The 23,053-nt window shown below is 66.8% G+C and carries 24 protein-coding genes and 1 tRNA gene; 14 read left to right on the top strand and 11 right to left on the bottom strand.

The genetic code is table 11. The features are described from left to right. Positions 1–105 precede the first annotated feature (105 nt). The 4 genes from AB0B64_RS48050 (at position 106) to AB0B64_RS48035 (ending at position 5,777) form a co-directional block, all read left to right on the top strand. The gene (locus AB0B64_RS48050) at positions 106–1,011 is read left to right on the top strand and encodes an alpha/beta hydrolase (protein WP_357939526.1); all 906 of its coding nucleotides are present in this window, start codon (positions 106–108) and stop codon (positions 1,009–1,011) included. Between the two features lie 183 nt (positions 1,012–1,194). Beyond that, positions 1,195–1,728 (top strand): pyridoxamine 5'-phosphate oxidase family protein, encoded by a 534-nt coding sequence (locus AB0B64_RS48045; RefSeq protein ID WP_358192818.1) that lies wholly within the window; start codon positions 1,195–1,197, stop codon positions 1,726–1,728. Beyond that, positions 1,725–4,253 (top strand): excinuclease ABC subunit UvrA, encoded by a 2,529-nt coding sequence (locus AB0B64_RS48040; RefSeq protein ID WP_358192805.1) that lies wholly within the window; start codon positions 1,725–1,727, stop codon positions 4,251–4,253. The genes AB0B64_RS48045 and AB0B64_RS48040 overlap by 4 nt, the downstream gene beginning before the upstream one ends. A 120-nt stretch (positions 4,254–4,373) precedes the next feature. Next, a complete protein-coding gene (locus AB0B64_RS48035; protein ID WP_358192796.1) occupies positions 4,374–5,777 on the top strand; it encodes a M1 family metallopeptidase in 1,404 nt (467 codons plus the stop codon). Here the strand turns inward: AB0B64_RS48035 and AB0B64_RS48030 are convergent. Next, entirely contained in the window at positions 5,749–5,982 is a 234-nt protein-coding gene (locus tag AB0B64_RS48030) for a hypothetical protein (RefSeq protein ID WP_358192782.1), read from the bottom strand. The two genes, AB0B64_RS48035 and AB0B64_RS48030, sit on opposite strands and share 29 nt — an antisense overlap. Positions 5,983–6,589: 607 nt before the next feature. Between AB0B64_RS48030 and AB0B64_RS48025 the strand changes: the two genes are divergently transcribed. Both AB0B64_RS48025 and AB0B64_RS48020 read left to right on the top strand, forming a co-directional pair. Further along, positions 6,590–7,249 (top strand): DUF998 domain-containing protein, encoded by a 660-nt coding sequence (locus tag AB0B64_RS48025; RefSeq protein WP_358192773.1) that lies wholly within the window; start codon positions 6,590–6,592, stop codon positions 7,247–7,249. 124 nt (positions 7,250–7,373) lie between these two features. Next, on the top strand, positions 7,374–8,045 hold the full coding sequence (locus AB0B64_RS48020) for a DNA alkylation repair protein (RefSeq protein WP_358192766.1): 672 nt from the start codon (positions 7,374–7,376) through the stop codon (positions 8,043–8,045). A gap of 162 nt (positions 8,046–8,207) precedes the next feature. Here AB0B64_RS48020 and AB0B64_RS48015 read toward each other — a convergent pair whose 3' ends face one another. The 5 genes from AB0B64_RS48015 to AB0B64_RS47995 form a co-directional block, all read right to left on the bottom strand. Continuing rightward, positions 8,208–9,800: a sulfatase gene (locus tag AB0B64_RS48015; RefSeq protein ID WP_358192758.1), complete on the bottom strand. Its 1,593-nt coding sequence runs from the start codon at positions 9,798–9,800 to the stop codon at positions 8,208–8,210. A gap of 385 nt (positions 9,801–10,185) precedes the next feature. Then, positions 10,186–10,887 (bottom strand): sigma-70 family RNA polymerase sigma factor, encoded by a 702-nt coding sequence (locus AB0B64_RS48010; RefSeq protein WP_358192748.1) that lies wholly within the window; start codon positions 10,885–10,887, stop codon positions 10,186–10,188. A 69-nt stretch (positions 10,888–10,956) separates the two neighbouring features. Then, entirely contained in the window at positions 10,957–11,451 is a 495-nt protein-coding gene (locus AB0B64_RS48005; protein WP_358192736.1) for a hypothetical protein, read from the bottom strand. Positions 11,452–11,643: 192 nt separating this feature from the next. Then, the gene (locus tag AB0B64_RS48000) at positions 11,644–11,820 is read right to left on the bottom strand and encodes a hypothetical protein (protein WP_357939546.1); all 177 of its coding nucleotides are present in this window, start codon (positions 11,818–11,820) and stop codon (positions 11,644–11,646) included. Positions 11,821–12,197: 377 nt separating this feature from the next. Beyond that, positions 12,198–12,398: a hypothetical protein gene (locus AB0B64_RS47995; RefSeq protein ID WP_357653769.1), complete on the bottom strand. Its 201-nt coding sequence runs from the start codon at positions 12,396–12,398 to the stop codon at positions 12,198–12,200. A gap of 137 nt (positions 12,399–12,535) precedes the next feature. Here AB0B64_RS47995 and AB0B64_RS47990 point away from each other — a divergent pair, with 137 nt between their 5' ends. From AB0B64_RS47990 to AB0B64_RS47965, 6 genes are all read left to right on the top strand, one after another. Further along, complete coding sequence (locus AB0B64_RS47990) at positions 12,536–12,769, top strand: DUF5994 family protein (RefSeq protein ID WP_358192716.1); 234 nt, start codon at positions 12,536–12,538, stop codon at positions 12,767–12,769. Further along, positions 12,766–13,164, top strand: coding sequence for a DUF5994 family protein (locus AB0B64_RS47985; protein ID WP_358192706.1), 399 nt, complete (start codon positions 12,766–12,768; stop codon positions 13,162–13,164). Before AB0B64_RS47990 ends, AB0B64_RS47985 begins: the two co-directional genes overlap by 4 nt. Positions 13,165–13,222: 58 nt before the next feature. Beyond that, the gene (locus AB0B64_RS47980; RefSeq protein ID WP_358192698.1) at positions 13,223–13,528 is read left to right on the top strand and encodes a circadian clock KaiB family protein; all 306 of its coding nucleotides are present in this window, start codon (positions 13,223–13,225) and stop codon (positions 13,526–13,528) included. Continuing rightward, complete coding sequence (kaiC, locus tag AB0B64_RS47975; protein ID WP_358192687.1) at positions 13,525–15,054, top strand: circadian clock protein KaiC; 1,530 nt, start codon at positions 13,525–13,527, stop codon at positions 15,052–15,054. Before AB0B64_RS47980 ends, kaiC begins: the two co-directional genes overlap by 4 nt. Beyond that, positions 15,054–16,109, top strand: a complete 1,056-nt coding sequence (locus AB0B64_RS47970; protein WP_358192679.1) for an ATP-binding protein — start codon at positions 15,054–15,056, stop codon at positions 16,107–16,109. The genes kaiC and AB0B64_RS47970 overlap by 1 nt, the downstream gene beginning before the upstream one ends. A 508-nt stretch (positions 16,110–16,617) precedes the next feature. Further along, positions 16,618–17,031 carry a hypothetical protein gene (locus tag AB0B64_RS47965; protein WP_358192667.1) on the top strand — a complete coding sequence of 138 codons (414 nt, stop codon included), beginning with the start codon at positions 16,618–16,620 and terminating at the stop codon, positions 17,029–17,031. A gap of 183 nt (positions 17,032–17,214) precedes the next feature. Here AB0B64_RS47965 and AB0B64_RS47960 read toward each other — a convergent pair whose 3' ends face one another. After that, positions 17,215–17,652 (bottom strand): hypothetical protein, encoded by a 438-nt coding sequence (locus AB0B64_RS47960; RefSeq protein WP_358192662.1) that lies wholly within the window; start codon positions 17,650–17,652, stop codon positions 17,215–17,217. A gap of 267 nt (positions 17,653–17,919) precedes the next feature. Between AB0B64_RS47960 and AB0B64_RS47955 the strand changes: the two genes are divergently transcribed. Beyond that, positions 17,920–18,801, top strand: coding sequence for a hypothetical protein (locus tag AB0B64_RS47955; protein WP_357939560.1), 882 nt, complete (start codon positions 17,920–17,922; stop codon positions 18,799–18,801). Positions 18,802–19,571: 770 nt separating this feature from the next. Here the strand turns inward: AB0B64_RS47955 and AB0B64_RS47950 are convergent. Further along, positions 19,572–19,647, bottom strand: a tRNA-Lys gene (locus AB0B64_RS47950). Between the two features lie 59 nt (positions 19,648–19,706). Beyond that, the gene (locus AB0B64_RS47945) at positions 19,707–20,861 is read right to left on the bottom strand and encodes an acyl-CoA dehydrogenase family protein (RefSeq protein ID WP_358192651.1); all 1,155 of its coding nucleotides are present in this window, start codon (positions 20,859–20,861) and stop codon (positions 19,707–19,709) included. A 91-nt stretch (positions 20,862–20,952) separates the two neighbouring features. Between AB0B64_RS47945 and AB0B64_RS47940 the strand changes: the two genes are divergently transcribed. After that, positions 20,953–21,252 carry a PspC domain-containing protein gene (locus AB0B64_RS47940; protein WP_357939564.1) on the top strand — a complete coding sequence of 100 codons (300 nt, stop codon included), beginning with the start codon at positions 20,953–20,955 and terminating at the stop codon, positions 21,250–21,252. On the opposite strand, the gene AB0B64_RS47935 is transcribed toward AB0B64_RS47940, so the two are convergent. Together AB0B64_RS47935 and AB0B64_RS47930 are read right to left on the bottom strand one after the other, a co-directional pair. Next, complete coding sequence (locus AB0B64_RS47935) at positions 21,253–22,518, bottom strand: MFS transporter (RefSeq protein WP_357939566.1); 1,266 nt, start codon at positions 22,516–22,518, stop codon at positions 21,253–21,255. It lies immediately after the preceding gene. A 109-nt stretch (positions 22,519–22,627) separates the two neighbouring features. Continuing rightward, complete coding sequence (locus AB0B64_RS47930; protein WP_225301693.1) at positions 22,628–22,969, bottom strand: metallopeptidase family protein; 342 nt, start codon at positions 22,967–22,969, stop codon at positions 22,628–22,630. Between the last annotated feature and the right edge of the window lie 84 nt (positions 22,970–23,053).

The raw sequence follows: 23,053 nt of genomic DNA, 5'->3' as shown, positions 1-23,053 counted from the left end.
CGGCGAATGTCCTCCGTGCGGTGACGATTCCGCACCCGTCGACTCCATAACGTTACGGCGTGGCGCGGCACCGCGGCCACTTCCGATTTCGCACTGGAGGACATCATGCCCCGCAAGCTCAAGGCAGCCGTTGTGGCCGCACTGTGCGTCACCGTGATCGGGGCGGGGGTCACCGGCTGCGACGAGGACACGATGGACAACTGGGACCCACTCGCCCCCGTGACCCACAAAGCCGACACCGGCCGGATCTCCGGAACCAAGAAGATCAATGTTGACGGCCGGTCGGTGAACGTGTCCTGTTCGGGCGACCCGGCGAAGGGCAAGCCCGTCATCGTGCTGATGCACGGAGGAGGTGACGGGCTGGACAAGATGGCCGCTCTCCAGAAGACGCTGAGCGAGAAGAACCAGGTCTGCAGCTACGACCGGCTCGGCGCGGGCGCCAGCGACCAGCCGGACGGCCCGCAGGACTTCGCCGGCACCGGGAAGATCCTCACCGGCGTGCTCGACCGGGTCGCCGGTGACGGCCCGGTCGTCCTGGCGGGGCACTCGCTGGGCGGACTGATCGCCGCCAGATACGCCCCCGACCATCAGGACAGAGTCAAAGGGCTGGTCCTGATGGACGCCACGCCACCCACGATGGTGCACGACATCACGAAGGCGATCCCCGAGTCCGCCAAGGGCCCGGCAGCCGAGGTACGCGCGCAGAACCTCGCGATATTCCAGGGACAGAACCCGGAGAAGCTCGTCATCACCGATGGAAAAGCGCGCTCCGCCGGAAACATCCCGGTGGAGGTGATCCAGCACGGCAAGCGGTACCTCGCGGCCATCCCCACATACGGGCCGCGCCTGGAGCAGGCGTGGTCCGCGGGCCAGCGCAAGTGGCTCGCGCTGTCCAGCCGCAGCAAGCTGAGCACGGCCACCGGCAGCGGCCACTACATCTACGTCGACCAGCCTGACGTCGCCGTCCAGGCCATCCAGCGCGTCACCTCGGCCGCAGAAGACAGCGCCTGAGCCCAGATCCACCGGATTCCCGCAACGGTGTCGCGGAACCAGGTTGCTACTCGTCGATCCAGGTGATGTCCGCGCAAGCGATGAAAAACATGACACAAGATGTCGGGTTTTGGGACGAGCATGGTTTCGCCGGTCGGCGCTGATGGAGGACGTGGGCCGCGCCCTACATAGATGAGGACAGCAATGCGCGAAACCCGAGAAGAGCTCAAAGAGCTGCAGGTCCTACTGGATGCTTCTCTCTCCGTTTCCACCTCGCATCTCCGCTCGATCATCAGTACCGAGCGCACGCTGACCGCGGAGCAGCTCACCGGCGTCCTCACCGGGATGTGCACCCTGGCCCTGTCCACCGTGACGGCCAAGGGCGAGCCGCGGATCAGCGGAGTGGACGGGCACTTCCTGCACGGCAAGTGGCACTTCGGCACGGCGCGCAAGGCCGCCAAGGCCCGCCATCTGGCCGCCCGCCCCGCCGTCAGCGCCGCGCACATGCGCGGTGAGGACCTGGGCGTGTTCACGCACGGCACGGTGGAGATCCTCAACCCCTTCGGTGGCGAGCCGGCCGAGGACTGGCCGGACCTGCTCGCCTACTTCAAGGACTTCTATGGCGGCGACTTCTTCGACTGGGACAACGAAGTGGTCTACTACCGGCTGCATCCGCACTGGATGACCGCCTACGCCCCCGACGTCGCCAAGGTCACTGCGCGGGTGAACGAAAGTTGACGGCCTTCGTACGGGGCGTCGAGGGTATGGGGCGCGAGACCATCGACGTGGTGGGGGCTCGTACCAACAACCTGCGGGACGTGTCGGTGAGCATCCCCAAAGGGCGGCTCGTCGCGTTCACGGGAGTGAGCGGCAGTGGCAAGACCTCGTTGGCCATCGACACTCTGCACAATGAGGCCCAGCTGCGGTATCTGGAGGGGCTTTCGCCGTTCGTACGGCAGTACATCACCCAGCGCAATCGACCGAAGGTCGACCGCATCCTGGGACTCGGCGCGACGCTCGCGGTCGATCAGCGTCGCCTGAACCGCAACCCCCGCTCCACGGTCGCGACGATCACTGGCATCGACGGGCACCTGGGGCTGTTGTACTCGCGCCTTCCCGGGATCGGCGCGGACCCGGCGGCGGAGAGTGTGGACGGGCATCTGACGACCGCTCACTTCGACCGCAACACGCCGGAAGGGAGCTGCGCGGACTGCCATGGGGTGGGCGGGCGCTGGCAGGCGCAGGAGGACCTGGTCATCACCCACCCGGAGCTGCCGCTGTTCGAGGGGGCCTCGCCCTGGTACGCGAAGTGGCGGTCGGGAGAGCACGCGTTCGTACCGGCGCTTGCCGACAAGCGGGGCGTGGACCTCGGCCGGCCGTGGCAGTCGCTGCCTGAGGCGTTCCGTCACTGCGTGCTGTACGGCACGGGTGACGAGAAGATCGAGGCGACCGTTGACATGACGAACAAGAATGAGACGGCCCAGGTGACCTACACCTTGAACGAGCCGCTGCGGGGGGCGCTCGCCGAGGTGGAGCGGGTGTTCATGAACGCCCAGACCTCCAGTGCCAAGCAGCGCTACCTGCCGTACATGCGCAAGCGGCCCTGTGGCACCTGCGGTGGCAGCGGGTACGACCAGGTGGCCCTGGCCGTGCGGCTCGGCGGGCTGACCTATCCCGACCTGCTCGAGGTGGAAGTACGGGAGGTTCGCCGGTGGGTGAGGCGCGTGGCGGACGACCTGGGCTCCCGGCAGCGCGAGGTGGGTGAGCCGCTGCTGCAGGACCTGGGCCGCAGGCTTGGCATCCTTGACCGGCTCGGTTTGGCCCATCTCCAGCCGGCCCGGAGCGCGGCGACGCTGTCCGGGGGTGAGTTGCAGCGGACCCGGCTCGCCGCTCAGCTCAGCACTGAGCTGAGCGGCATCATCTTCGTCCTGGACGAGCCCGGGGCCGGGCTGCATCCGGCGGACAAGGCGCACCTGCTCGACATCGCCCTGGAAGTGCGCGCGGCCGGCAACACGGTGCTCCTTGTCGAGCACGACCCTGAGCTGATCGCCCGGGCCGACTGGGTGATCGATATGGGGCCGGGCGCGGGCCGTCTCGGCGGTGAGGTTCTGGTGTCGGGGCCGCCCGCCGACGCGGCCGCCCACCCGAAGTCGCTGACCGGGCGCTATCTGGCCGGTGAAGGGCCGCGGCTGCGCCGGACCCGCCGCCCGGCCGGGGACGACACCGGCTGGGTGGAGCTGCACGGCCTGCGTGTGCACAACGTGACCGCGGACCTGGTGCGTTTCCCCGCCGGTCGGCTCACCTGCCTGACCGGGGTGAGCGGCAGCGGCAAGAGCAGCCTGCTAGGCGTGCTCGGGACGAGCGTGGAGGCCGCCCTCAACGGGGCGGCGACCGACACGGTGCGGGAGGTGGCCGGCTTCGAGGGATTCGGCTGGGTCGCCGTCGTCGATCAGGAACCGCTCGGGCGGACGCCGCGGTCGAACCCTGCTACGTATAGCAAGGCATTCGACATCGTCCGCAAGCTGTTCGCCGAAACCGACATGGCGCGCGAGCACGGGGTCAGTGCCTCCTGGTTCAGCTTCAACACCGCGGGTGGCGGCCGCTGCGAGACCTGCACCGGTTATGGCCGCAAGCTGGTTGACATGCACTTTCTGCCGGATGTGTGGGTCGTCTGCGACGCGTGCGAAGGGCGGCGCTACAAGCCGGAGGCCTTGGACATCAGGTATCAGGGGCTGGCCATCGACCAGGTACTGGAGCTGACCGTCGCCGAGGCCGTGGCGCGGTTCCACGAGCCCCGGCAGCTCACGGAGACCCTGGAATCCTTGAACCAGGTCGGACTCGGCTATCTCCAACTCGGCCAGAGCGCCACCGAGTTGTCCGGCGGCGAGGCACAGCGGCTGAAACTGGCGTCCGCGATCCAGCGCGGTGCCGCGAGCCGCAAAGCCGGCCTCGTCGTTCTCGACGAGCCCGTCTCAGGCCTGCACCCATCCGACATCCAGCGTGTGGTGGATGCGCTCGATGTGTTGCTCGACTCGGGCAACACCGTAGTCGTGGCCGAACATGACATCCCGGTCGCCGCGTCCGCGGACTGGGTGATCGACCTGGGGCCGGGAGCCGGTCCGGACGGGGGTGCGGTGGTCGCGGAGGGCACCCCGGACGCCGTCGCGACGGCGGACACCCCGACAGCCGGCTTCTTCCGCCGGTACGCGGCGGGCCTGCCGCTCCTGGAGATGCGAGAAGTCGTTTCGGCGCCTTGTTCGTGAGCGTGGGGTCGTGGGCCGTGGTAGCGATGGTCGTCGACGCGGGTGCCGAATTTTGGGTCCGGACAAGTTCCGGTTTTTCCTTCACTCTCGGGCTAATGACCTACCCCACGGAGGCTTGCGATGGTGCTTGCCCAGATCGCTCGCTGGACCGCCGCTCTCAGCATGGCGGCGGCCATGACCTTCGCAGCCGCCCCGTCCGCTGCCGCGGCCGCGCCGTCCGACTTCCGGCCAGGTGCGCCCGGTCTCGGTGACCCCTACTTCCCCCTGGAGGGAAACGGCGGGTACGACGCCCAGCACTACTCCCTCAACCTGGGCTACGACCCTGCCACCAAGGTGCTCAGGGGGACGGTGCACATGCTGGCTCGAGCCACCCAGGACCTGTCCAGCTTCGATCTGGACTTCCAGCAGCTCACGGTGAGGTCGGTCACGGTCAACGGCCGCCAGGCCGCGTACGTGCGCGACGGCCAGGAGCTGATCGTTACGCCCGGGTCGGGCCTGCGGCGTCAGAGCGTGTTCGACGTAGGCGTCACCTACGACGGCATCCCGCAGCCGCTCGGCGGCCCGATCGTGTTCGGCCTGCCGTACGGGTGGATTGCCACGGAGGACGGCGTGCTGGTCGCCTGCGAGCCGAACGCGGCCAGCACCTGGTTCCCCTCCAATGACCACCCGAGCGACAAGGCGACCTACTCCATCTCGGTGACCGTCCCGAAGGGGCTCACCGCCGCGGCCAACGGCGTGCTGGCGGCGCAGGTCACTCACGGTGACACGACGACCTTCCTGTGGAACGAGCTGCGTCCGATGGCGTCGTACCTGGTCACAGCCACGATCGGCCGGTTCGACGTGCAGAAGGGCAGGACGCCGGACGGCCTGCGCGAATGGGTCGCCACCGATCCGACCGTGCCTGGTACCGAGGTCGTCTTCCAGCAGACCGCCGACATCACCGACTACTGGAGCGAACTGTTCGGGCGCTACCCGTTCGAGGAGACGGGCGCGATCGTGGACAACGTCCCGATCGTCGGCTTCTCACTGGAGAATCAGACCAAGCCGCTGTACTCCGCCGTCCGCAGCGAGACCACGGTCGCGCACGAGCTGTCCCATCAGTGGTTCGGCGACAGCGTTTCGGTGCGGACCTGGCAGCACATCTGGCTCAACGAGGGCTTTGCCACCTTCGCCCAGCGCTACTGGACCGAGCACACCGGCGGCGAGACCGTCCAGGCGTGGTTCGACCGGCAGTACGCCACCAGGCCGGAGTCGTTCTGGCTGTCGAAGGTGGCCGACCCGCAGCGCGACACCATGTTCGACACCGCCGTCTACAACCGTGGCGGCATGACGCTCCAGGCGCTGCGCGTGAAGATCGGCGACGAACCCTTCTTCCGGCTGCTGCGGACGTGGGCGGCCGATCATCGCTACGGCCTGGTCGACACTGATGAGTTCATCACGCTCGCGGAGAAGATCTCCGGCCGGGACCTGACCGACTTCTTCAACATCTGGCTGTTCACCCCGAGCAAGCCCGTGACGTGGTGACGACGTTCTGCTGAGCCTCTGAACAGTCCTTGCCCTCCGCGATCTCGCTCAGTACCTGCGCTGCGGCCAGCTCGTCTCGCGCGGCGAGCTGGTCGAAACCGTTGACGGCGGGATAGGCGTAGGGGCCCAGGGACCCGATGAGGATCGCGCCGATGACGAGGATGCCCATCAGCACAGGGATGACCGGGTCGTACGAGCCCAGCACGTCGTACCCCAGGCCGAGGAGCCACGGTCCGAAAGCGGTGCTCAGCAGGAACGCGGCCTGGACCGCGCCGAGCGGTTGAACGATACGCCCGCGGAGATCGTCACTGAACTCGGCGAGACCCTGCGGCAGACCCCGATGGGTGTCGCGCTCAGCGGCGACACGACCCAGTACACCGGGCCGGCGCGCAGCGCGGACGGTAACGGAGCGTTAAGCCGCATGCCTGCCCCACCGTACGAGCGGAACGCTCCCGCTGAAGGCCCGTATCGACCTTAATAAGACTTGACTTATATAAGTACTGAGTGAAATTGTTGCTCCCGTTCACGCACTCGACGTGCTCGGCGGCGCGGTCGGCACCCCGGCGCCTGGACGCGCTGGCACCGAACTCGCGAGCGCCGCCACCCGCTTGACGAGACGCCCCCGCTTGACGAGACGCCGCCCGCGGAGGAACGACCAGGCTCGAACGACGAGGAGGAAGAAGAGGAATGATCGACATCGTCAACCAGATCAACGCCACCCACCGGGAGATCGGCAACCAGCCGGTCGCCGCCGGGGACGGCGACAGATGACCCGCCGCGCGGTGAATCGTCCCGTTCTCAGAGAAGTACCGATGACCGACGACCTCACTGGCGGGGCGACGCGGACGCTGCTGGGCTGCGGCATCGTCGCCGGCCCGCTCTACATCGTCGTGGTGCTGCTGCAGATGCTCACCAGGGACGGGTTCGACATCAGCCGGTACCCGGCCAGCATGCTGAGCAACGGTGACCAGGGATGGATTCAGATCGCCAACTTCGCGGTCAGCGGCCTGCTGTTCGTGGCGGGAGCGGTCGGCCTGCACCGGACACGCGGTCCGGCGGGCTGGGGAGGTATCTGGGGGCCTCGGCTGGTCGGTGTCTTCGGCGCCGGGATGGTCGCCGCCGCCTTCTTCTCCGCCGACCCCGCCGATGGCTTCCCGCCTGGGACGCCCCTCGGCCCGCCCACGAGCATGAGCACGCACGGGATGGTGCACTTCCTCGTCTCCGGGGTCGCCTTTGTCGCGCTGATCGCCGCGTGTTTCGCGTTCGGCCGACGGTTCGCGGCGGCCGGCCGCCGCGGCTGGGCCGCCTTCAGTACGGTGACCGGCGCGCTCTTCCTGGCAGCCTGGATCTCGATCTTCGCGTCGCAGGGCTCACGGGTGGCCAATGTCGCCTTCGCCCTCGCCATCGCGCTCGTCCTGGCATGGACATCGCTCCTGGCGGCGCAACGGCTGACTACCGGCTGCTCGGAGTGAAGGCAAGGGTCAGGGCGCGAAGATGCGGGATCCCGTGTCGGTGGCTGCCGCCGAACCAGCATGTACGGTACGAAGCCGCCTCCCGTCTAGGCTGAATCTCGCACGTGACGGACAGGAGGCTGAGGTGGCCGAGACGACGCTGGGCCAGGTGATGGCCGAGCTGGCCGGGTTGGAGGACCCGAAGGCACGCGAGGTGAACGAGAGGCACGGTGACGATCACGGTGCGAACCTCGGCAAGCTGCGCGCGCTCGCCAAGCGGCTGAAGACGCAGCAGGAACTCGCGTGCCGGCTCTGGGAGACGGATGACACCGCGGCGAAACTGCTGGCGATCCTGATCTGCCGCCCGAAAGCATTCGAGCGTGACGAACTGGACGGCATGCTGCGCAAGGCGCGCACACCCAAGGTGCACGACTGGCTCGTGAACTACGTGGTGAAGAAGAACCCGCACGCCGAAGAGCTGCGCCTGGCCTGGTTCGCCGATCCGGACCCGGTGGCCGCGAGCGCCGGCTGGGCGCTGACCGCCGAACGCGTGACGAAGCAACCCGAGGGACTCGACCTCGCGGGACTGCTCGATGTCATCGAGGCGGAGATGAAAGACGCCCCGGATCGCCTGCAGTGGGCGATGAACAACTGCCTGGCTCAGATCGGGATCGAGCACGCCGAGCACCGCACCCGTGCGATCGACATCGGTGCGCGCCTGGAAGTGCTCAAGGACTACCCCACTTCCCCAGGCTGTACGTCTCCGTTCGCGCCCATCTGGATCAACGAGATGGTGGGCCGGCAGCACGACAAGTAGGGAGGGCTTACACGCCTCGTTCACACGCAGCCCCCACGAGAACCTGCAGGTGCTGTCCGTCATCGGAACACAGACGCTTCGCTGACGCCGAGAGCCGCGCGGCAGAGGCGCCCGGCCGGGGGCAGCGGATGTCGTCGCTGCCCCCGGCCGGGTTCGCCCAGGTCAGAGGCGGGCCGCGGTCCAGCAGTCCGGGGCGCCTGCCTTGCCGCACTTCGCCAGTGCGTCGAGGACCTTGGCCAGGTCGGCGGTCCTGGCGTTGTCGGGGTCGTTGGACTCCTGCTTCGGGTCCGACACCGTGTCGTAGTACTCGGGCTTCGACGCGCCCTCGTATTCGACGTACAGGTCCCCGGCAGTACGTACGGCCGCGTAACTGGGGGGCTGGGAGTTGCCCGCCTGGAGGGGTTCGGCGTCGGGGTCCGGCTCCGGCTCTCCGGGTGCGGCCGGGTTGGGTTTGACGTGCTCGATCAGGGCCGACTTACGCCAGTCCTCGACCTTGTCGCCCTGGATGAGCGGCAGCAGGCTGCGGCCGTCACGGCTGTCGCGGGTGGCGGCGCCGATGCCGGCCATGTCGAGGAAGGTCGCGAACAGGTCGACGTTCTGGGCGATGGCGCTGGTCACGAGGTCGCCGTGCCGTCCCGCTGTAGGACGCTTGACCAGCAGCGGCACGCGCACATCGTGGTCGTAGGCGGTGCTCTTGCCGCGTACCAGGCGGTGCTGGCCGAGGTGGAAGCCATTGTCGCTGGTGAACACCACGTACGTGTCGCGCTTCTCGGCGGCCGTCAGCGTGCCCAGGACGCGGGCCACCATGTCGTCCACCGACTGCACCATGCGGATCCGGTCGCGGAAGTCCGTACGCAACTGCTTGACCAGCGCGGGAGCGAGCGGTTCGCGGCGTACCCAGGAGGGCTTGTCGGCGGTGTCCTCGTCGAAGGCGGGCAGCTTGCTCACATCGATGTCGTCGCAGTCGGGCCCGCCGCAGTCGCCGTTCGGGAACTCCCCGGCCGGGAACTGGGTCTTGGGCCGGTCGCGGCGGGCGGGCGGGAAGCGCGGCTCCTTTTCGCCCGGCTTGACGTTGAGCCTGGCGTGCGGCGCGAACGGCGCGACCTGCAGGAAGAACGGCTTGCCCGGGGCGCGCTCGCGGGAACGTGCGATGAAGTCCGTAGCCCGCTTGCCGAGCAGGTCCACCAAGTACGTGCCGTCGGAGGAGTCCAGGCCGGGCGTCTCCCCCTTCACATAGTTGGTGAGCTGGTACTTGAACTCGCCGTAGCCGGAGCCGGCCGCCACGTGCCACTCGTCCCAGCCTGTCGGCACGTGATAGTCGGTGCCCGTCACTGGGTACTCGTTGATGTACTTGCCGAGATAGCCGGTACGGTATCCGGCCTTTTCCAGCGAAGCGGCGTACGTTCTGGGCTCGTGCGGCGCGAACGCCTTGTAGCCGCCGCGGTCGGAGTTCAGGTTGGTGGCCACGCCGGTGTTGTGCGGGAACTGGCCGGTGAACATCGAGGCGCGCGACGGGCAGCACAACGAGTTCGACACGTAGTAGTTGGTGAACGTGGTGCCGCCGTCGGCCAGGCCGCGCACGGTGTCCATGTACGGCAGCAAGTCGGCGGACATGTCGTCCACCAGGAAGAAGATGATGTTCGGCCGCTGGGGCTTGGCGGCCGCGGCCGTCCCCGTACCTGCCTGGGAAACCAGGCTCAGGCTGAGGACGAGCGCTAAGGCCACCGCCAAGGCTCTGCGGGTATGTCGGGTCATCGTCGTGACCGCCTTCTTGACAACTCGGGAAAACTGAGAGTGAAATGCACGTTAATAGCCCTCGATGCGATGGATCAACCGATCGATCCTGAAAACTTCCTGGCAAGCGCGCCGAAGTAAGGCCAGGCAAAGATGGCCCGAATCTGCCCCGCATCGAAAATGCGGTTCTGTGAAACCCCTGGCCAAGAGGGCTTTTGACGGTTAGGGCGTCCGGGACTCGAACCCGGAATCTACGGATTGAAAGTCGTCGGCTTTTATATCGGGCCTTGTCGGACAGAATTCAATGCCAAGACCATGGCGATGCCCCGACGGGGAGTTCCGCAGGCCGAACGGCCCAGCTCATAGATGGCGTCGGCTTCCCAGATCGTAATCCTGGGTGTGCCCGTCACACCGGTGAGCCAATACATGACCAGGTCCTCGGCCCAGCGCCGGTGGACCGACGGAAGCGGTACGCGGTTCGCGACCGCGGAGAGGATCGCGGCGGGCGCGCAGGTGTTGATCGCGCCCTGATCCAGGTGCCGATGATGGCCGACCAGCGGAAGAACTGTGGCCAGTTGCCGCGGGCGTCACTCAGCCGGCTGCGTACGGTGCCGACCGGGATCCCGCACAGCGTGGCGATCTCCGCGTAGGAGTTGCGGACGGTGAAGTAGCGGAGCATCGCCACCGGCAGTGTCGCGGGCGTCAGCTGCCGTAGACCGTGCCAGACCAAGTCACGCAGGGCGCTGCGTTCGATGGCCGCGACCGGGTCGTCGAGGAACGAGGCGATCAGGTCGGCGCCGGCCGACTCGACCAGGCCGGGCAGGCGGTTGCGCAGGATCATCCGGCAGTTGTTGCGGACGATGGCGTGCAGCCATGGGCGGACCTTGGACGGATCACGCAGGTCGCCGATGCGTGAGAGCGCGGTGACCGCGGCGTCCTGGCAGGCGTCGTCGGCATCCGGTCCCGCGCCCAGGACCCCGACCGCCACCGCCCGCATCCCGGGGTACTCATGCTGAAGAAGGCGGGCGAGCCCCTCAGGGTCACCCTGTTGAGCCGCACGGACGAAAGGCTCCATGTCGGCGACCGGTTCTGAGCTGACCAAAATCATGGCGGCGACGGTATCGACGGCCAGTGGAAACTTTCTTCCTCGCGATCCGAACTTCTCGCCCCACCTCTGTCAGCCGAGGCCGGCCAGGAACGTCTCCGCGCGGCGGGCGAACAGGTGGGCTCCACGCGCGGTTGAGAGCTCGCGCGCCTTTTCACCCGCGGACCGGACGGCGGCCGCGGGTTCGCCGCGGGCCAGCCGCATCTCGCCCAGCAGCCCGAACCAGGTGGCGACGCACGAACGCGGCGGGTCGAGGAGGTCCGTGGCGATGATCTGCTCGGCCTCCGCTGTGGTCCCGGCGGGGTCGTCACCGGTCAGCGTCAGCGCCCAGCATTGTGCCAACCGCTGGTAGGTGCCGAGGTAGGCGAAGGACAGCCCGGGATCCGCGGCGGTCCCCAGCTCCGTCACGCGTAGCGCCTCGACCGGGTCGCCGGTCGCGTCTTGGGCGGTGGTCACGTTGAGATCTTCTACGCGGAGGTACCAATCCCCGGCATTGACGTTGACCACGACGGGGGTTTCGTCGGGCAGGCCGGTGAGGTAGTCGAGGAGTTGGCGGACGGTGAGCATAGGCGCAGGGTGGCATGGATTGCGCACCTGCGTACACCCCGCCCGATCATCCCGTCTGCCGTCGACCCTCGCGAAGGGGAAGCGGGCCAGGGCCCCGTGGCCCTGGTCTGCTCGGCTTGTCCCGGGTCGATGGCGGGCGGGATGATCAGGCTTCCACCTCGGCCATCTACGGCCATCCGGTCTACGCGGCGATCATCCCGGAGCCGGAGCGCCCCCGCCGGAGGCGGGCCCTTTACGCTGCTCCTGGTAGAACTCAGTCGCGTCCCGCATGCTGCACTCGAACAGTTGCATGGTGAGCTGAATGCTTCGGATGATCTGCTCATGGGCGATGAGGTCGTCAAGCTGGGCTAGCTGCTCCTCGTCGGTCATGGCGGCATCCTGGCAGGCGGCGGCGTGTCGGCGGTCGGTGAGTTGGCTGGGTGTGGCGCGGTGTGACTACGGCGATGCCCGCGCGGCGCCCGCGCCGTGACCGGCCTCCAGGCCGCAGCGCGGCGTGGCGCATCACGGGCCTGGACCGCGTTGCCGTGCCGACCGGCGTCACGGTGAACATGGGCTCGCTGGACGCGAAAACGGCCCCGGCGTGTTCGCGCCGGGGCCGCCCCTTCCAGGCCGTTGCACATGAGAGTGCACGACCTTCATACAACACTACAGCCGACCGAACCCGATTCCTCGTCAATCGAGTTGCCGATTCCAGGACGGCCGCAAAGGTGCCAGGAGTGGTGTCAATCGCGGGGCCGGCTTCCCCGCTACAGGTACTGCCCCGCCTCAGCGCTGTCTGTCTTCGACACCCGCACCAAAACCACGTTGGCCAGGTTGATGACCACGCCGTTCGTCTCGGTCTCCCGGTCGTACCTAGCGCGGGTCAAAACCAGGCTGCGCTGCTCGTCAAGAGCGCGAGCGATCACCTCGAGCGCTCCCTGCTCTCCGTCGAAATCTCTACTGATCATGGAGATATCTTCACCGCTTAGTGAGTGAAATCGAATGATCAGTACGCAGTTGTCAGGCACTGTTGGCCCCTTTCACCAGAACCGGATTCAGGCAGCTCAAGCCTGGGCTCTGTGCGGTCCTGCGGGCGATCTCCCCAGTGGGACAATGCCCGTCCAAGGGGCCCTCCTGGCCGCGCGCAGGTCCGAGGCTCAGCCGTAGGGCTCGCGTCCCTCCCAGACCTCCGGTTCAAGCATCCGCCGTACGGCTGACCCTCGCAACTGCGCGTGGCCACGTTGGGCCAGTGGACAGGACATCGTGGCTCCGCTCGACCGACGCGGCGGCCGAGCTCCCGGCCCTCATCGCAGCCGTCGACCAGCGCCTCGGGAGATGACCCTCCGAGTCGGGCTCCACGTGGACGCCTGGGACGACATCCCGCACCGGATCGCGGCTCCCGGCCGTGCGGTCAGGGTGGGACGGTTCCGATCCATGGACGGCCGACTGGTCACCCTGAGCCTCAAGGGAAAGCCGGAGGTGATACCGCCACAGGCCACGGCGGCGAGGGCCGCGTTCGCAGCGACCGGCGCGAGCATGAACGGCGGGTGCTCCAAGCCGCCGGTCGACATCGACGGGCAGATAGCGGGCGGTCAGCGGGGGTATACCGGGGTTGATGGGGGCCGACTGGCGCCGGTGGGGGGCGACCGGCCGCATAGGCACCAGGCGCAAGCGGCCAGGGCCGTGATGAGCGTGTCGGCCGTCACGGGTCGGCGCGGCGAGGGGGCGTCATGAATGGGAGTCCGGCCGGGTCGGAACACGAGTTCCTGACGGCACGGCGGTGTTGACGCCGATGGCGACCTACTCGTTCAGGTTGTACGTGGTAGGGCAGACACCGCGGTCGCTGGCCGCGGTGGCGAATCTGCGGGCCCTATGTGACACCTATCTTCCCGGCTGCCATGAGATCGAGGTCATCGATGCCGCCGAACAACCGGATCTCGCGGAGGAGGAGCGGATTCTGGCCATCCCAATCGTGATCAGGACCAAGCCGCTCCCACGTTTCCGGGTTATCGGAGATCTGTCCGATCAGGCTCGGGCTGCAGCTTTGCTCGGCCTTACTGAGGTGGGCAGATCGTCCCCAGAAGGGCAGGCGCAATGATGGGCAGTGCCACTGTCGGGCGGACACCGACCGGTATCAATGGCTTCGACGACATCGCCATCGGGGGGCTTCCTGCCGGTCGGTCCACCCTCGTGGCCGGCACGACCGGCACCGGGAAGACGCTGTTCTGCCTGGAGTTCCTCGCCCGGGGCATCGCCGCTTTCGGTGACCCCGGCGTGTTCGTCGCCTTCGACGAGACACCTGAGAACCTCCGCCGCAACGTCGGCTCCCTGGGCTTCGACATCGCACGCTGGGAGGCCGAGGGAAAGTGGACGTTCGTCGACGCCTCGCCGGAGGCCGGTGAGCAGACGCCCACCGTGGGGACGTACGACCTGGGCGCGCTGATGGCCCGCGTCGATCGCGCCGTGCGTCAGATCGGCGCCAAACGGGTCTCCTTGGATTCGCTCGGCGCGGTCTTCATGCGTTTCGACGATCGGGAACTCATTCGCCGTGAGTTGTATCGGCTCGCCCGGGTCTTGGAGTCGCTCGAGGTCACATCGGTCCTGACCGCCGAACGCGACGCAGAATACAACCACATTACCCGGCAAGGCATAGAGGAGTTCGTATTCGATAACGTCATGATCATGCGGAACGTCATGCGGGACGAAAGACGACACCGGACGATCGAGATTGTCAAGTTCCGCGGCACCACTCACCGCACCGGGGAGTGGTTGTTCACCATCGACCCGAATGACGGGCTGGTCATCATCCCGGTCGCGTTCCTCGTGCCACGTGACCGGGCATCGCAGGAGCGGGTCTCTACCGGGAACATCGAGCTGGACGCCATGGTGGGCGGTGGTGTCTTCCGGGACGCGGTCGTCCTGCTCATCGGGTCGTACGGCGGCGGAAAGACCCTGGCGGCTCTGCAGTTCGCCGATGCCGCGTTCCGGGCGGGCGAACGCTGCCTTTTCCATGCCTTCGACGAGACTCGCGGGCAACTCGGCCGCAACGCCGCTGGCTGGGGTCTGGACTTGGACGTCATGGAGGCGTCGGGACTGCTCCGAGTAACTGCCACGTACCCGGAAGTGGCCTCAGTGGAGGATCATTTCCTGCGTATCAGGAGGGACACCGCGGACTTTGCCCCGGCTCGGCTCATCATCGACGGTCTCTCCGCCCTTGAGCGGAGAGCGACGCCGCGGACACTGCTGGATTTCGTCATCGCACTGGGCGGGGTCGTGCGGCAGCACGAGATCACGACCCTGTTCACCTCCGCACCGACCGGCGGGGGAACGTCGATGTTCACAGCGCCGATCATGGACGTCGCCAGCATCGCCGACGTGACGATCCTACTGCCCTACATCGAAGGAGCGGGTGTGGTCCGGCGTGCCATCGCCGTCCTGCAGACGCGCGGCTCGGCACATGACCACACCATCCGGCAGGTCGCCATCGACGGTGCCGGTATGCACATCGGTGACCCCTATACCGAAGCCTTCCACATGCTCTCCGACGCCGTCGTACTGCCACGCCACCCGGAGTGGCCGACCGACCCAGACCGCGCAACGGCCGGGGACCAGGATGAGAGCTGATGGGTGAGCCCCGCGACAGCGCGGAGAGGCCGAACACCGAACCGATGCGCCTCTCCGATCCCGGGCGTGACGCCGGACGTATGGTCATGGCGGCGCTGGCGGACGGGATCGTCGGGGTCGACGAGGACGGTGTGATCCGGATCTGCAACCCCGCCGCCGAGGAACTGCTCGGCCGGCCGTCGGACGAACTCATCGGCACCCCGTTCGGTTACCCGGTCGTCAACGGCGAATCGACCGAGATCGACCTGATGCTGCCCGGCGGCCAGACGCGAGTGGTCGAGATGCGCGCCACCACCGCGACGGTGGCAGGAGAACACCTGTACGTCGCCGCGTTGCGCGACGTCACTCTCCGGCGCGGGGCCGAACAGCAGCTCGAAGCAGAACTCGAACGCCACAGCAGGGTGATCGCCGTGGTCGCCCATGAAGTCCGCAACCCGCTGGCGGGGATCGGCCTGTTGGTGGACATGCTGCGTGAGCCCGAGGAGAGCTTTTCCGACGAGGAGCGTGCCGACGTCCTCGACCGCATCGCGGTTCGCACGGCGAATCTCCAGGCACTGGTCAAGAAGCTGCTCACCGTGGCGAAGATCGATGCGAACGCCGTGCGGGTCTCTGTGGAGCCGGTGCCGGTGCTGGAGGTGATCCTCGAACGGCTGGCCGAGTTCGCCGATCGGCCCAAGGACGTGTACGTGTCGTGCGATCCCCAAGTCCGGGCTCTGGTGGATCGTAGCGAGTTGTCAGAGATGTTGATCAACTATCTGGAGAACGCCTTCCGATACGGAGCCCCGCCGTTCGAGGTACGGGTAGCCGAGCAGCCCGACGGCGTGGAGATCCGGGTGTGCGACAACGGGCCCGGCGTGTCCGAAGAGTTCCGGCCGAGCCTGTTCGAGCGGTTCAGCCGTGAACCGCGCACCCAGCGGGAGACCGAGGGCTCGGGGTTGGGTCTGTGGATCGTCCAAAGCCTGGCCCAGGCCAACGGTGGCGACACCTACTTCGAACCAGGCGAACAAGGAGGCGCTTGCTTTTGCCTGCGTCTACCCCAGGCACCGCCGTTCTGAGCGTTCGCCTGTGGGTGCCAAGAACTCGGCCACCCTATGCAACCTGCGCGTATTCGTGGATCAGCCCGCCAAGGCGGACACGTCGGATGACCTTGATATCGTCCTCGTTCCCGGCCCTCATGGAGCAGATCCTCACCGACGCCCGATATCCAGATGGTGCTCACCGGCGTTCGCATGTCTCGTATGAACTCGGTCATGGAGCGGTGGGTGCAGCCTGCCTGCTCTGGAATGAATGCCACTTACGGCATGCTCATCTGCATGGATGGCGTTTTCGGCAGGCGCACAGCTCCCGGGCCGCGAGGAGTTCGATACGTCGGCCGCCCGTGTAATGCTGGTATCTGCGGGGAAAGCGCCTTGATCAAGTCTTGATGTGATAGCAGGCGAAACCCGGATCGGGCTGCCCGGCAGGGCTTCCGGCTTGGTGTTCTCTTGGCCTTCCTGTAGGTCTGGCCTGAAAAACGGGCCCCGCCGCGTCACCGTGCGCCTGGACGGCATCACCGCCCGCGTCATGGACGAACAGCGCCTCCTGCTGCGCGCCGTGCCCTGCCCGCTCCCGCTCGCCGAATGCGTCACCCTGCGCAACGCCCGCCCCGCCGGACCACCACCCACCTCGCCGACCGAACCCGTCACCGTCCAGCGAGTGGTCTGCAGCCGCGGCCACTTCCAGATCGTCGGCCAGAAGATCCAGGTCGGCCGGATCCACGCCCGCAAAATCCTGGACGTGACCGTGGACGACACCCACATCACCATCCACGACAACGGCGAACCCATCCGCGTCGTCCCCGAACCACCACCCAGGAGATCGCCCGGATCAAGTCCACAGCGCATACTAAGACACCAGCGGGGTTCCGGCCTCTTGGCTGTAAAAGGTGGCTGTACGACCTCGTCCAACAAGATCGAAGATAAGTGTTTTTCCTGGTAGGGCGCCCGGGGCTCGAACCCGGAACCTACGGATTAAAAGTGGATGTTGCTTTCGTCTGCGGCATGCGTCGTGACCTGTGGTGGAGCACCGACATGTTCAAGCGCTCCCCCTCCCGTTCCGCGCATGTTCCGGATCTTGTGTCAGGAGCATGGTGCGGTTGGGTGGCGTAATGGATCAGTACGATCAGGTCAGTTCCAGTAGGTGAGCGGTGGGGCTGTACTCAATCTTCCAGTCTGCGTAGACGCCTAGACTTCCGTCCTTCAGACAGCGTAAGCCAATGCTGACCCAACGCACTTCACCGTCACTGCGGAAGGCGAATCCCACTACTGCGGCGAACTCCTCGCCTCCACATGGGCAAGCACATTCTTCGAGGTCAGCGTCATTCACACAGTCGGCACTGTCGGCGATATATGAGGCGTCCCCGCATGCGACGCAAATACGTTGTACGCAACCTTCAAGGTCATCGGCCATGACGCTGAAGTACTTGCCAGCGCATCCGACGCACACTGCCTCACTCACTTGCTGGACGGCGTAGCCACCCGGCTGGTACTCGCGGAGAAAGTCGGCGAGATCCTCGAAGTCCTCACCCCGCCAAAGATCGCCCGACGCGTCGATCGCCATGACACACGAGTGTATGGCCGTAGGGTATGGCTTTACAGCGCGTGCCCGTTCCTGCGCTCACACGGCATCTGACCTGTGGCGCTTGGATGTCACAGCGCTTGTGCCGCCATGATCATTGCACGCATATCGCACGGTGCTACGTGCACGTCCCGCCGGGTTGGGTTGCACCACCTCATCGACGACTGACATCTCGAACTGCGCCATCGACGATCGAACCTCATTCTGTCGGTGCACTGGCCTATGGTGTGCTGCCTGACGGTATCCGTGATGATCGGGGAAGAAGACGTGGGCTTGACGACGCCTCCGGCGCCGTTCGACGTGGCGAAGCTCTTTCCCGAACTGGCCGACCAGAGCCAGATCGCTGTCCGGCTGCACCCGCGTCCCGGAACACCTTCGCCTACGGGCAGTTCCATGGGCGGCCCGATGCTGTGGCCCATAGGCGAACCCTGGCCGTTCTGCACGTCTCCGGACCACGAAAACCTCACAGGGGGACAGCCGATCGCGATGGTGCCGATCCTCCAACTCTACGCCCGGGACGTACCTGAGCTGCCGTTCCCACCGGGCACGGATGTGTGCCAGATACTGTGGTGTCCTTTCGTGCACGAGTCCGACTTTCGGCCGGTGGTACGCGTGCTCTGGCGGAAGGCGAGCCTCGTCGTCAAGCTCCTCACCAAGGTTCCGGAGCCGGTGGCCAGCGAGGAAGGACTTCTCCCCCAGCCGTGCGTGCTCTCACCCGAGCGGGTCAAGGAATATCCGGCCTGGGAGACGTCGGCGGAGCTGGCCGAGAAAATCGAGGAATGGGAATCGTCGCTGGACGATGCGGAAGATTGGAGTTACCAGTACCACCTGTCGGCTGCTCCGGGCACGAAGGTCGGCGGATGGATCGACTGGATCCAATCGCCCGAGACCGTCACATGCGGCCAGGGCCATGAGATGGCGCATCTGCTGACGATCGCCAGTTGGGAGCACGATCCCGGATCCGCGACGAGGTGGGTACCGCTTGAGGAGCGGCACCTCCTCAGCTCAGACTTCGACCCAGGGCAGATGGGTCCCTCCGGACTCATGATCGGCGATGCCGGCGCAGCTTATCTCTTCGTCTGCATGGAGTGCCCTGATCGACCCATCGGCAGCGTCACCCAGTGGTCGTGAAGTTGCCTGATGGGGTCTCTGACGGTGAAGCGGCAGGCAATCGAATGCCACGCTGTAGCTTGGGAATTGCAGGGATCTTGGCTTGTAGGAGCGTTGACCTGCGACTGAGGCTGGTCGTGAGTAGCCGTGGTTGACCCCTCGTTACCCCTCTTAATGGCACGCTAATGGCACGACGACCAGCCCGTGACCTGCTGTCTCCCGCGCGACGCGTGGCCCTGGCCCGCTCGGCTTGTCCCGGGTCGATGGCAGACGGGATGATCAGGCTTCCTGCTTAGCCGTTTACGATCTGCGTCTAGCGTGGGCGATCATCCTGGAGCCGGAGCACCCCCGCCGGAGGCGTTGCTCAGGCGGCGCGGCAACCCCCGAGCGGGCCTTTCGGTAAGTACGGCGGAGCTGGCGTGCGGCGCCCGGCCCGGTGTCCCGCCGCCGTCCGGGACCGGCCCCCAGGCCGCACGCCCGGACGGCGGGCGGGCGGAGGGCCGGGGGTGCGGCGGCGCGCCGCGCCGCCGCTTGATGCTGCGTGACAGGACTGCTCACAGAGGACCCCGAGACACCTCGGGGTCCTTCGTTGTTGTCGCGGCGTGGACGCGGAATCTCCGAAGAACGCTTCCAAATTGCCGTCTCGACCTGCGTAAACACGCCAAGATCCATTCCGCGTATATTCCGGGAAGGGTGGCAGACGGCTGCTTTCGGTGGCCTGTGGCTGCCTGTGAGGCTCAAGCCTTGTCGGAGCGAAACCCCAGCTCAGAGCCAAGATTCGAGGTAGAGGATGGTAGGGCGCCCGGGGCTCGAACCCGGAACCTACGGATTAAAAGTCCGCAGCTCTGCCAATTGAGCTAACGCCCCCTAGCAACAGCACAAGGGTACAGAGATTACCGCCCCCCACGCGACGCCCTTAAGCCCCCTCACCGGTAAGCCGGGAGCCCCGTCAGCGCTTCCCCCAGCACCAGCGTGTGGATCTCCTGGGTGCCTTCGTAGGTGAGCACGCTCTCCAGGTTGTTCATGTGCCTGATCACAGGGTACTCCAGCGTGATCCCGTTCCCGCCCAAGATCGTCCTGGCCTGACGGGCGATGTCCAGCGCCGCCCGTACGTTGGCCAGTTTGCCGAAGCTGATCTGCCGGGGCTCCAGCTTCCCCGCGTCCTTCAGCTCGCCCAGGTGCAGGGCCGTCAGGCCCGCCTGTGCCGTTCCGACGTACATCCACGCCAGCTTCTCCTGGGTCAGCTGGAAGGCGCCGATCGGCTTGTCGAACTGCACTCGCGTCTTCGCGTACGAGACCGCCGCCTCCAGGCAGGCGCGGGCGGCGCCCACTACGCCCCAGATGATGCCGAAGCGGGCCTCTGAGAGGCAGGAGAGCGGGCCTTTCAGGCCGGAGACTTCCGGGAGTACGGCCGAGGCGGGCAGGCGTACGTCGTCGAAGTACAGGGACGAGGTGACCGAGGCCCTAAGGGACATCTTCTTGTGGATCTCAGGGGCGGAGAAGCCCGGCGTATCGGTCGGTACGACGAAGCCGCGGATGCCTTCGTCCGTCTGTGCCCACACGACGGCGACGTCGGCGATGGAGCCGTTGGTGATCCACATCTTGGAGCCGTTCAGGATCCAGTCGGAGCCGTCTCGCTTGGCGTACGTGCGCATGTTGGCGGGATCGGAGCCGTGGTCGGGCTCGGTCAGGCCGAAACAGCCGATCGCCTCACCGGCGGCCATCCGGGGCAGCCATTGCTCTTTCTGCTCGGAAGACCCATAACGCCAGATGGGGAACATGGCCAGCGACCCCTGAACCGACACGAAGGACCGCAGACCCGAGTCTCCGGCTTCGAGCTCGCGGCAGGCCACACCGTACGAGATGGCGTCCGTGCCGGCGCAGCCGTAGCCCTCGAGGTGCATGCCGAGCAGGCCGAGCGAGCCGAGTGCGGGCGCGAGCTCGCGTGCGGGGAAGGTGCCCTGCTCGAACCAGTCGCCGACGTACGGCAGGACGCGGTCGTCGACGAAGGACCTGACGGTGTCGCGGATCAGCCGCTGCTCGCCGTTGAGCCGGTCGTCCAGGCGCAGCAGGTCGTCCATCGAGCGTCCTTCCGTCACGTAAGGGCCTACCAGGGTTCTACCAGGGGGAATCCTGATGTGCGAACGCCGGGTCGCCGGGCAGTCTTGAGACATGAGCGAATACAACGTCAAGCAGCTTCGTCGGACCAACAACGGCCGCGTCATCGCGGGTGTCTGCTCGGGCCTCGGGGAGTACCTGGGCATCGACGCCAACCTGATCAGGATCGGCCTGGCGGTGGTCACGCTGTTCGGTGGGCTCGGAGTCGGCGTGTACGCCGTCGGCTGGCTGCTCATGCCGGACGAGGACCGTAACACCTCGATCGCCCAGGACCTCCTCGGCAAGCAGCAGGCCAAGTCCACCTGGCAGGACAGTACCGACTACTACCGCGGCGAGCAGAAGCCGCAGCAGTGATCAGGCGGGGGCGGGGGTCTCGACCCGGGACTCGGACCAGAGTATGGCGAGCACGGCCGCGGCCGTCACACCCGTGACGCCGGCCAGCGCGACCACCGGCTCCGGTCCGAGTTTCTCGGCGGCGAATCCGCCGATCAGGATCCCGATCCCTTGTACGGCCAGAAGCCCCGACTGCACCAGGCCGAACGCCTGGCCGCGTTGGTCGGCCGGTACGCACTGGACGAAGGCGGCATTGGCCGCAAGCTGGTACGCCCCACCCACCCCCGACAGGAACCACGCCCCCAGCACCACGGCCAACGGCGGCTGCAACGCGGTCACGACCAGCGGCAGACAGCTCAAGATGGCCAGCCACCCCATCATGCGCAATCGCCGCGGCGGCGTGACGAACCTACTGAAGAAGAACGCCCCCACCGCGGTCCCCATCGGCATCGCCGCCATCAACAGCCCGGTGACCACCGGGACCGACAGGGTGCCGGTGCTGAGCTTCGCCGCGTAGGGGACGGCCAGGCCCTCCGGCAGGATGTAGAAGCCGCAGAGCCAGGCGAAGAGCACGAGAGTGCGGAGTTCCCGATCGCCGAAGACGAGCCGGGATCCCGCCCTGACCATGGCCCACATCGACGGCCTGCCGCTGTGGTGGGCGGCCCCGGGGCGCCGATGGACGCGCGCGACCAGGATCAGCGCGGAGCCCAGGAACGTGGCCGCGTCGACCGCGAGCGCGCGATAGGGGCCGATGGCGGCGATCATCGCGCCGCCGGCCGCGAAGCCCAGCATTTGGATGCCCTGGTTCGTCATGTTCTGCAGTGCGGACCCGACGAGGTATCGGTCACCTTCGAGCACTTCGGGCAGCAGCGCCGCGCGCGCGGCCGAGAAGGGCGCGCTGAGCAGCACCACGAGGAACACCAGCCCGCACAGCACGGGGAACGGCACCCCCGGCAGTGCCATCACGCTCACCAGCGCCGCGCGGATCAGGTCGCACGTGATCATGACGCCCCTGCGCGCGAACCGGTCGGCGAGGCCGGCCAGCAGCGGGCCGCCGAGGATCGTCGGCAGGTAGGTCAGCGCGTAGACGGCCGCGGTCGCGAGCGGGGATCGCGTGCGGTCGTAGACGAGCACGGCCAGCGCCACCTGGGCGAGTTGGTCACCGAGCAGGGACAGGCTCTGGCCGTACCAGAGCGCGCGGAACTCCCTGATGGCGATGACCTCGCCGTATGTGACTTGGCGCGGGAGGGCACGGCGATGCCGTCCCAGCAGCCGTCGCGTCCGCATGGCCCCCATTGGACTCCGCTGTGCCTGACTCAGAGTGTTCGCTATGTCACCTAAGGTGCCCGATCATTTGACAGGCCGCAACCCAAAGCAGCCAACCCATTGCGAACGGTTACCAGCCTAGTTCATGGAGCCGCGCGTCATCGATGCCGAAGTGGTGCCCGACCTCGTGCACGACTGTTATGCGCACTTCGTCGATCACGTCGGCCTCGGTATCGCAAATCTGACATATCGGATTGCGGTAGATCTCAATGCGGTCGGGCAAGACTGCGGAGTACCAGTCGCCGCGCTCTGTGAGGGGGATTCCGGTGTACAGGCCCAGGAGGTTGGGTTCGGGCGCATCGTCGACCACCGTGACGACGACATTGCTCATCACCCGGGTCAGACCTGGGGGAATCACGTCCAACGCCTCGGCTACGAGCTCCTCGAACCTCTCCCGCGAAACCTCAATCACGCTTGCCATTCTGCCTCGCAGGTTGGGTAAGCAAGAAACTGTATGAAGTTCGCTGACAGATTGAAGACAGTCCTCCAGTCGCGG

This window comes from Nonomuraea sp. NPDC049129 (assembly GCF_040648495.1).
GTDB lineage: Bacteria > Actinomycetota > Actinomycetes > Streptosporangiales > Streptosporangiaceae > Nonomuraea.
The sequence above is the reverse complement of the archived record's forward strand: the minus strand, read 5'-3'. Positions and strand labels throughout refer to the sequence as shown.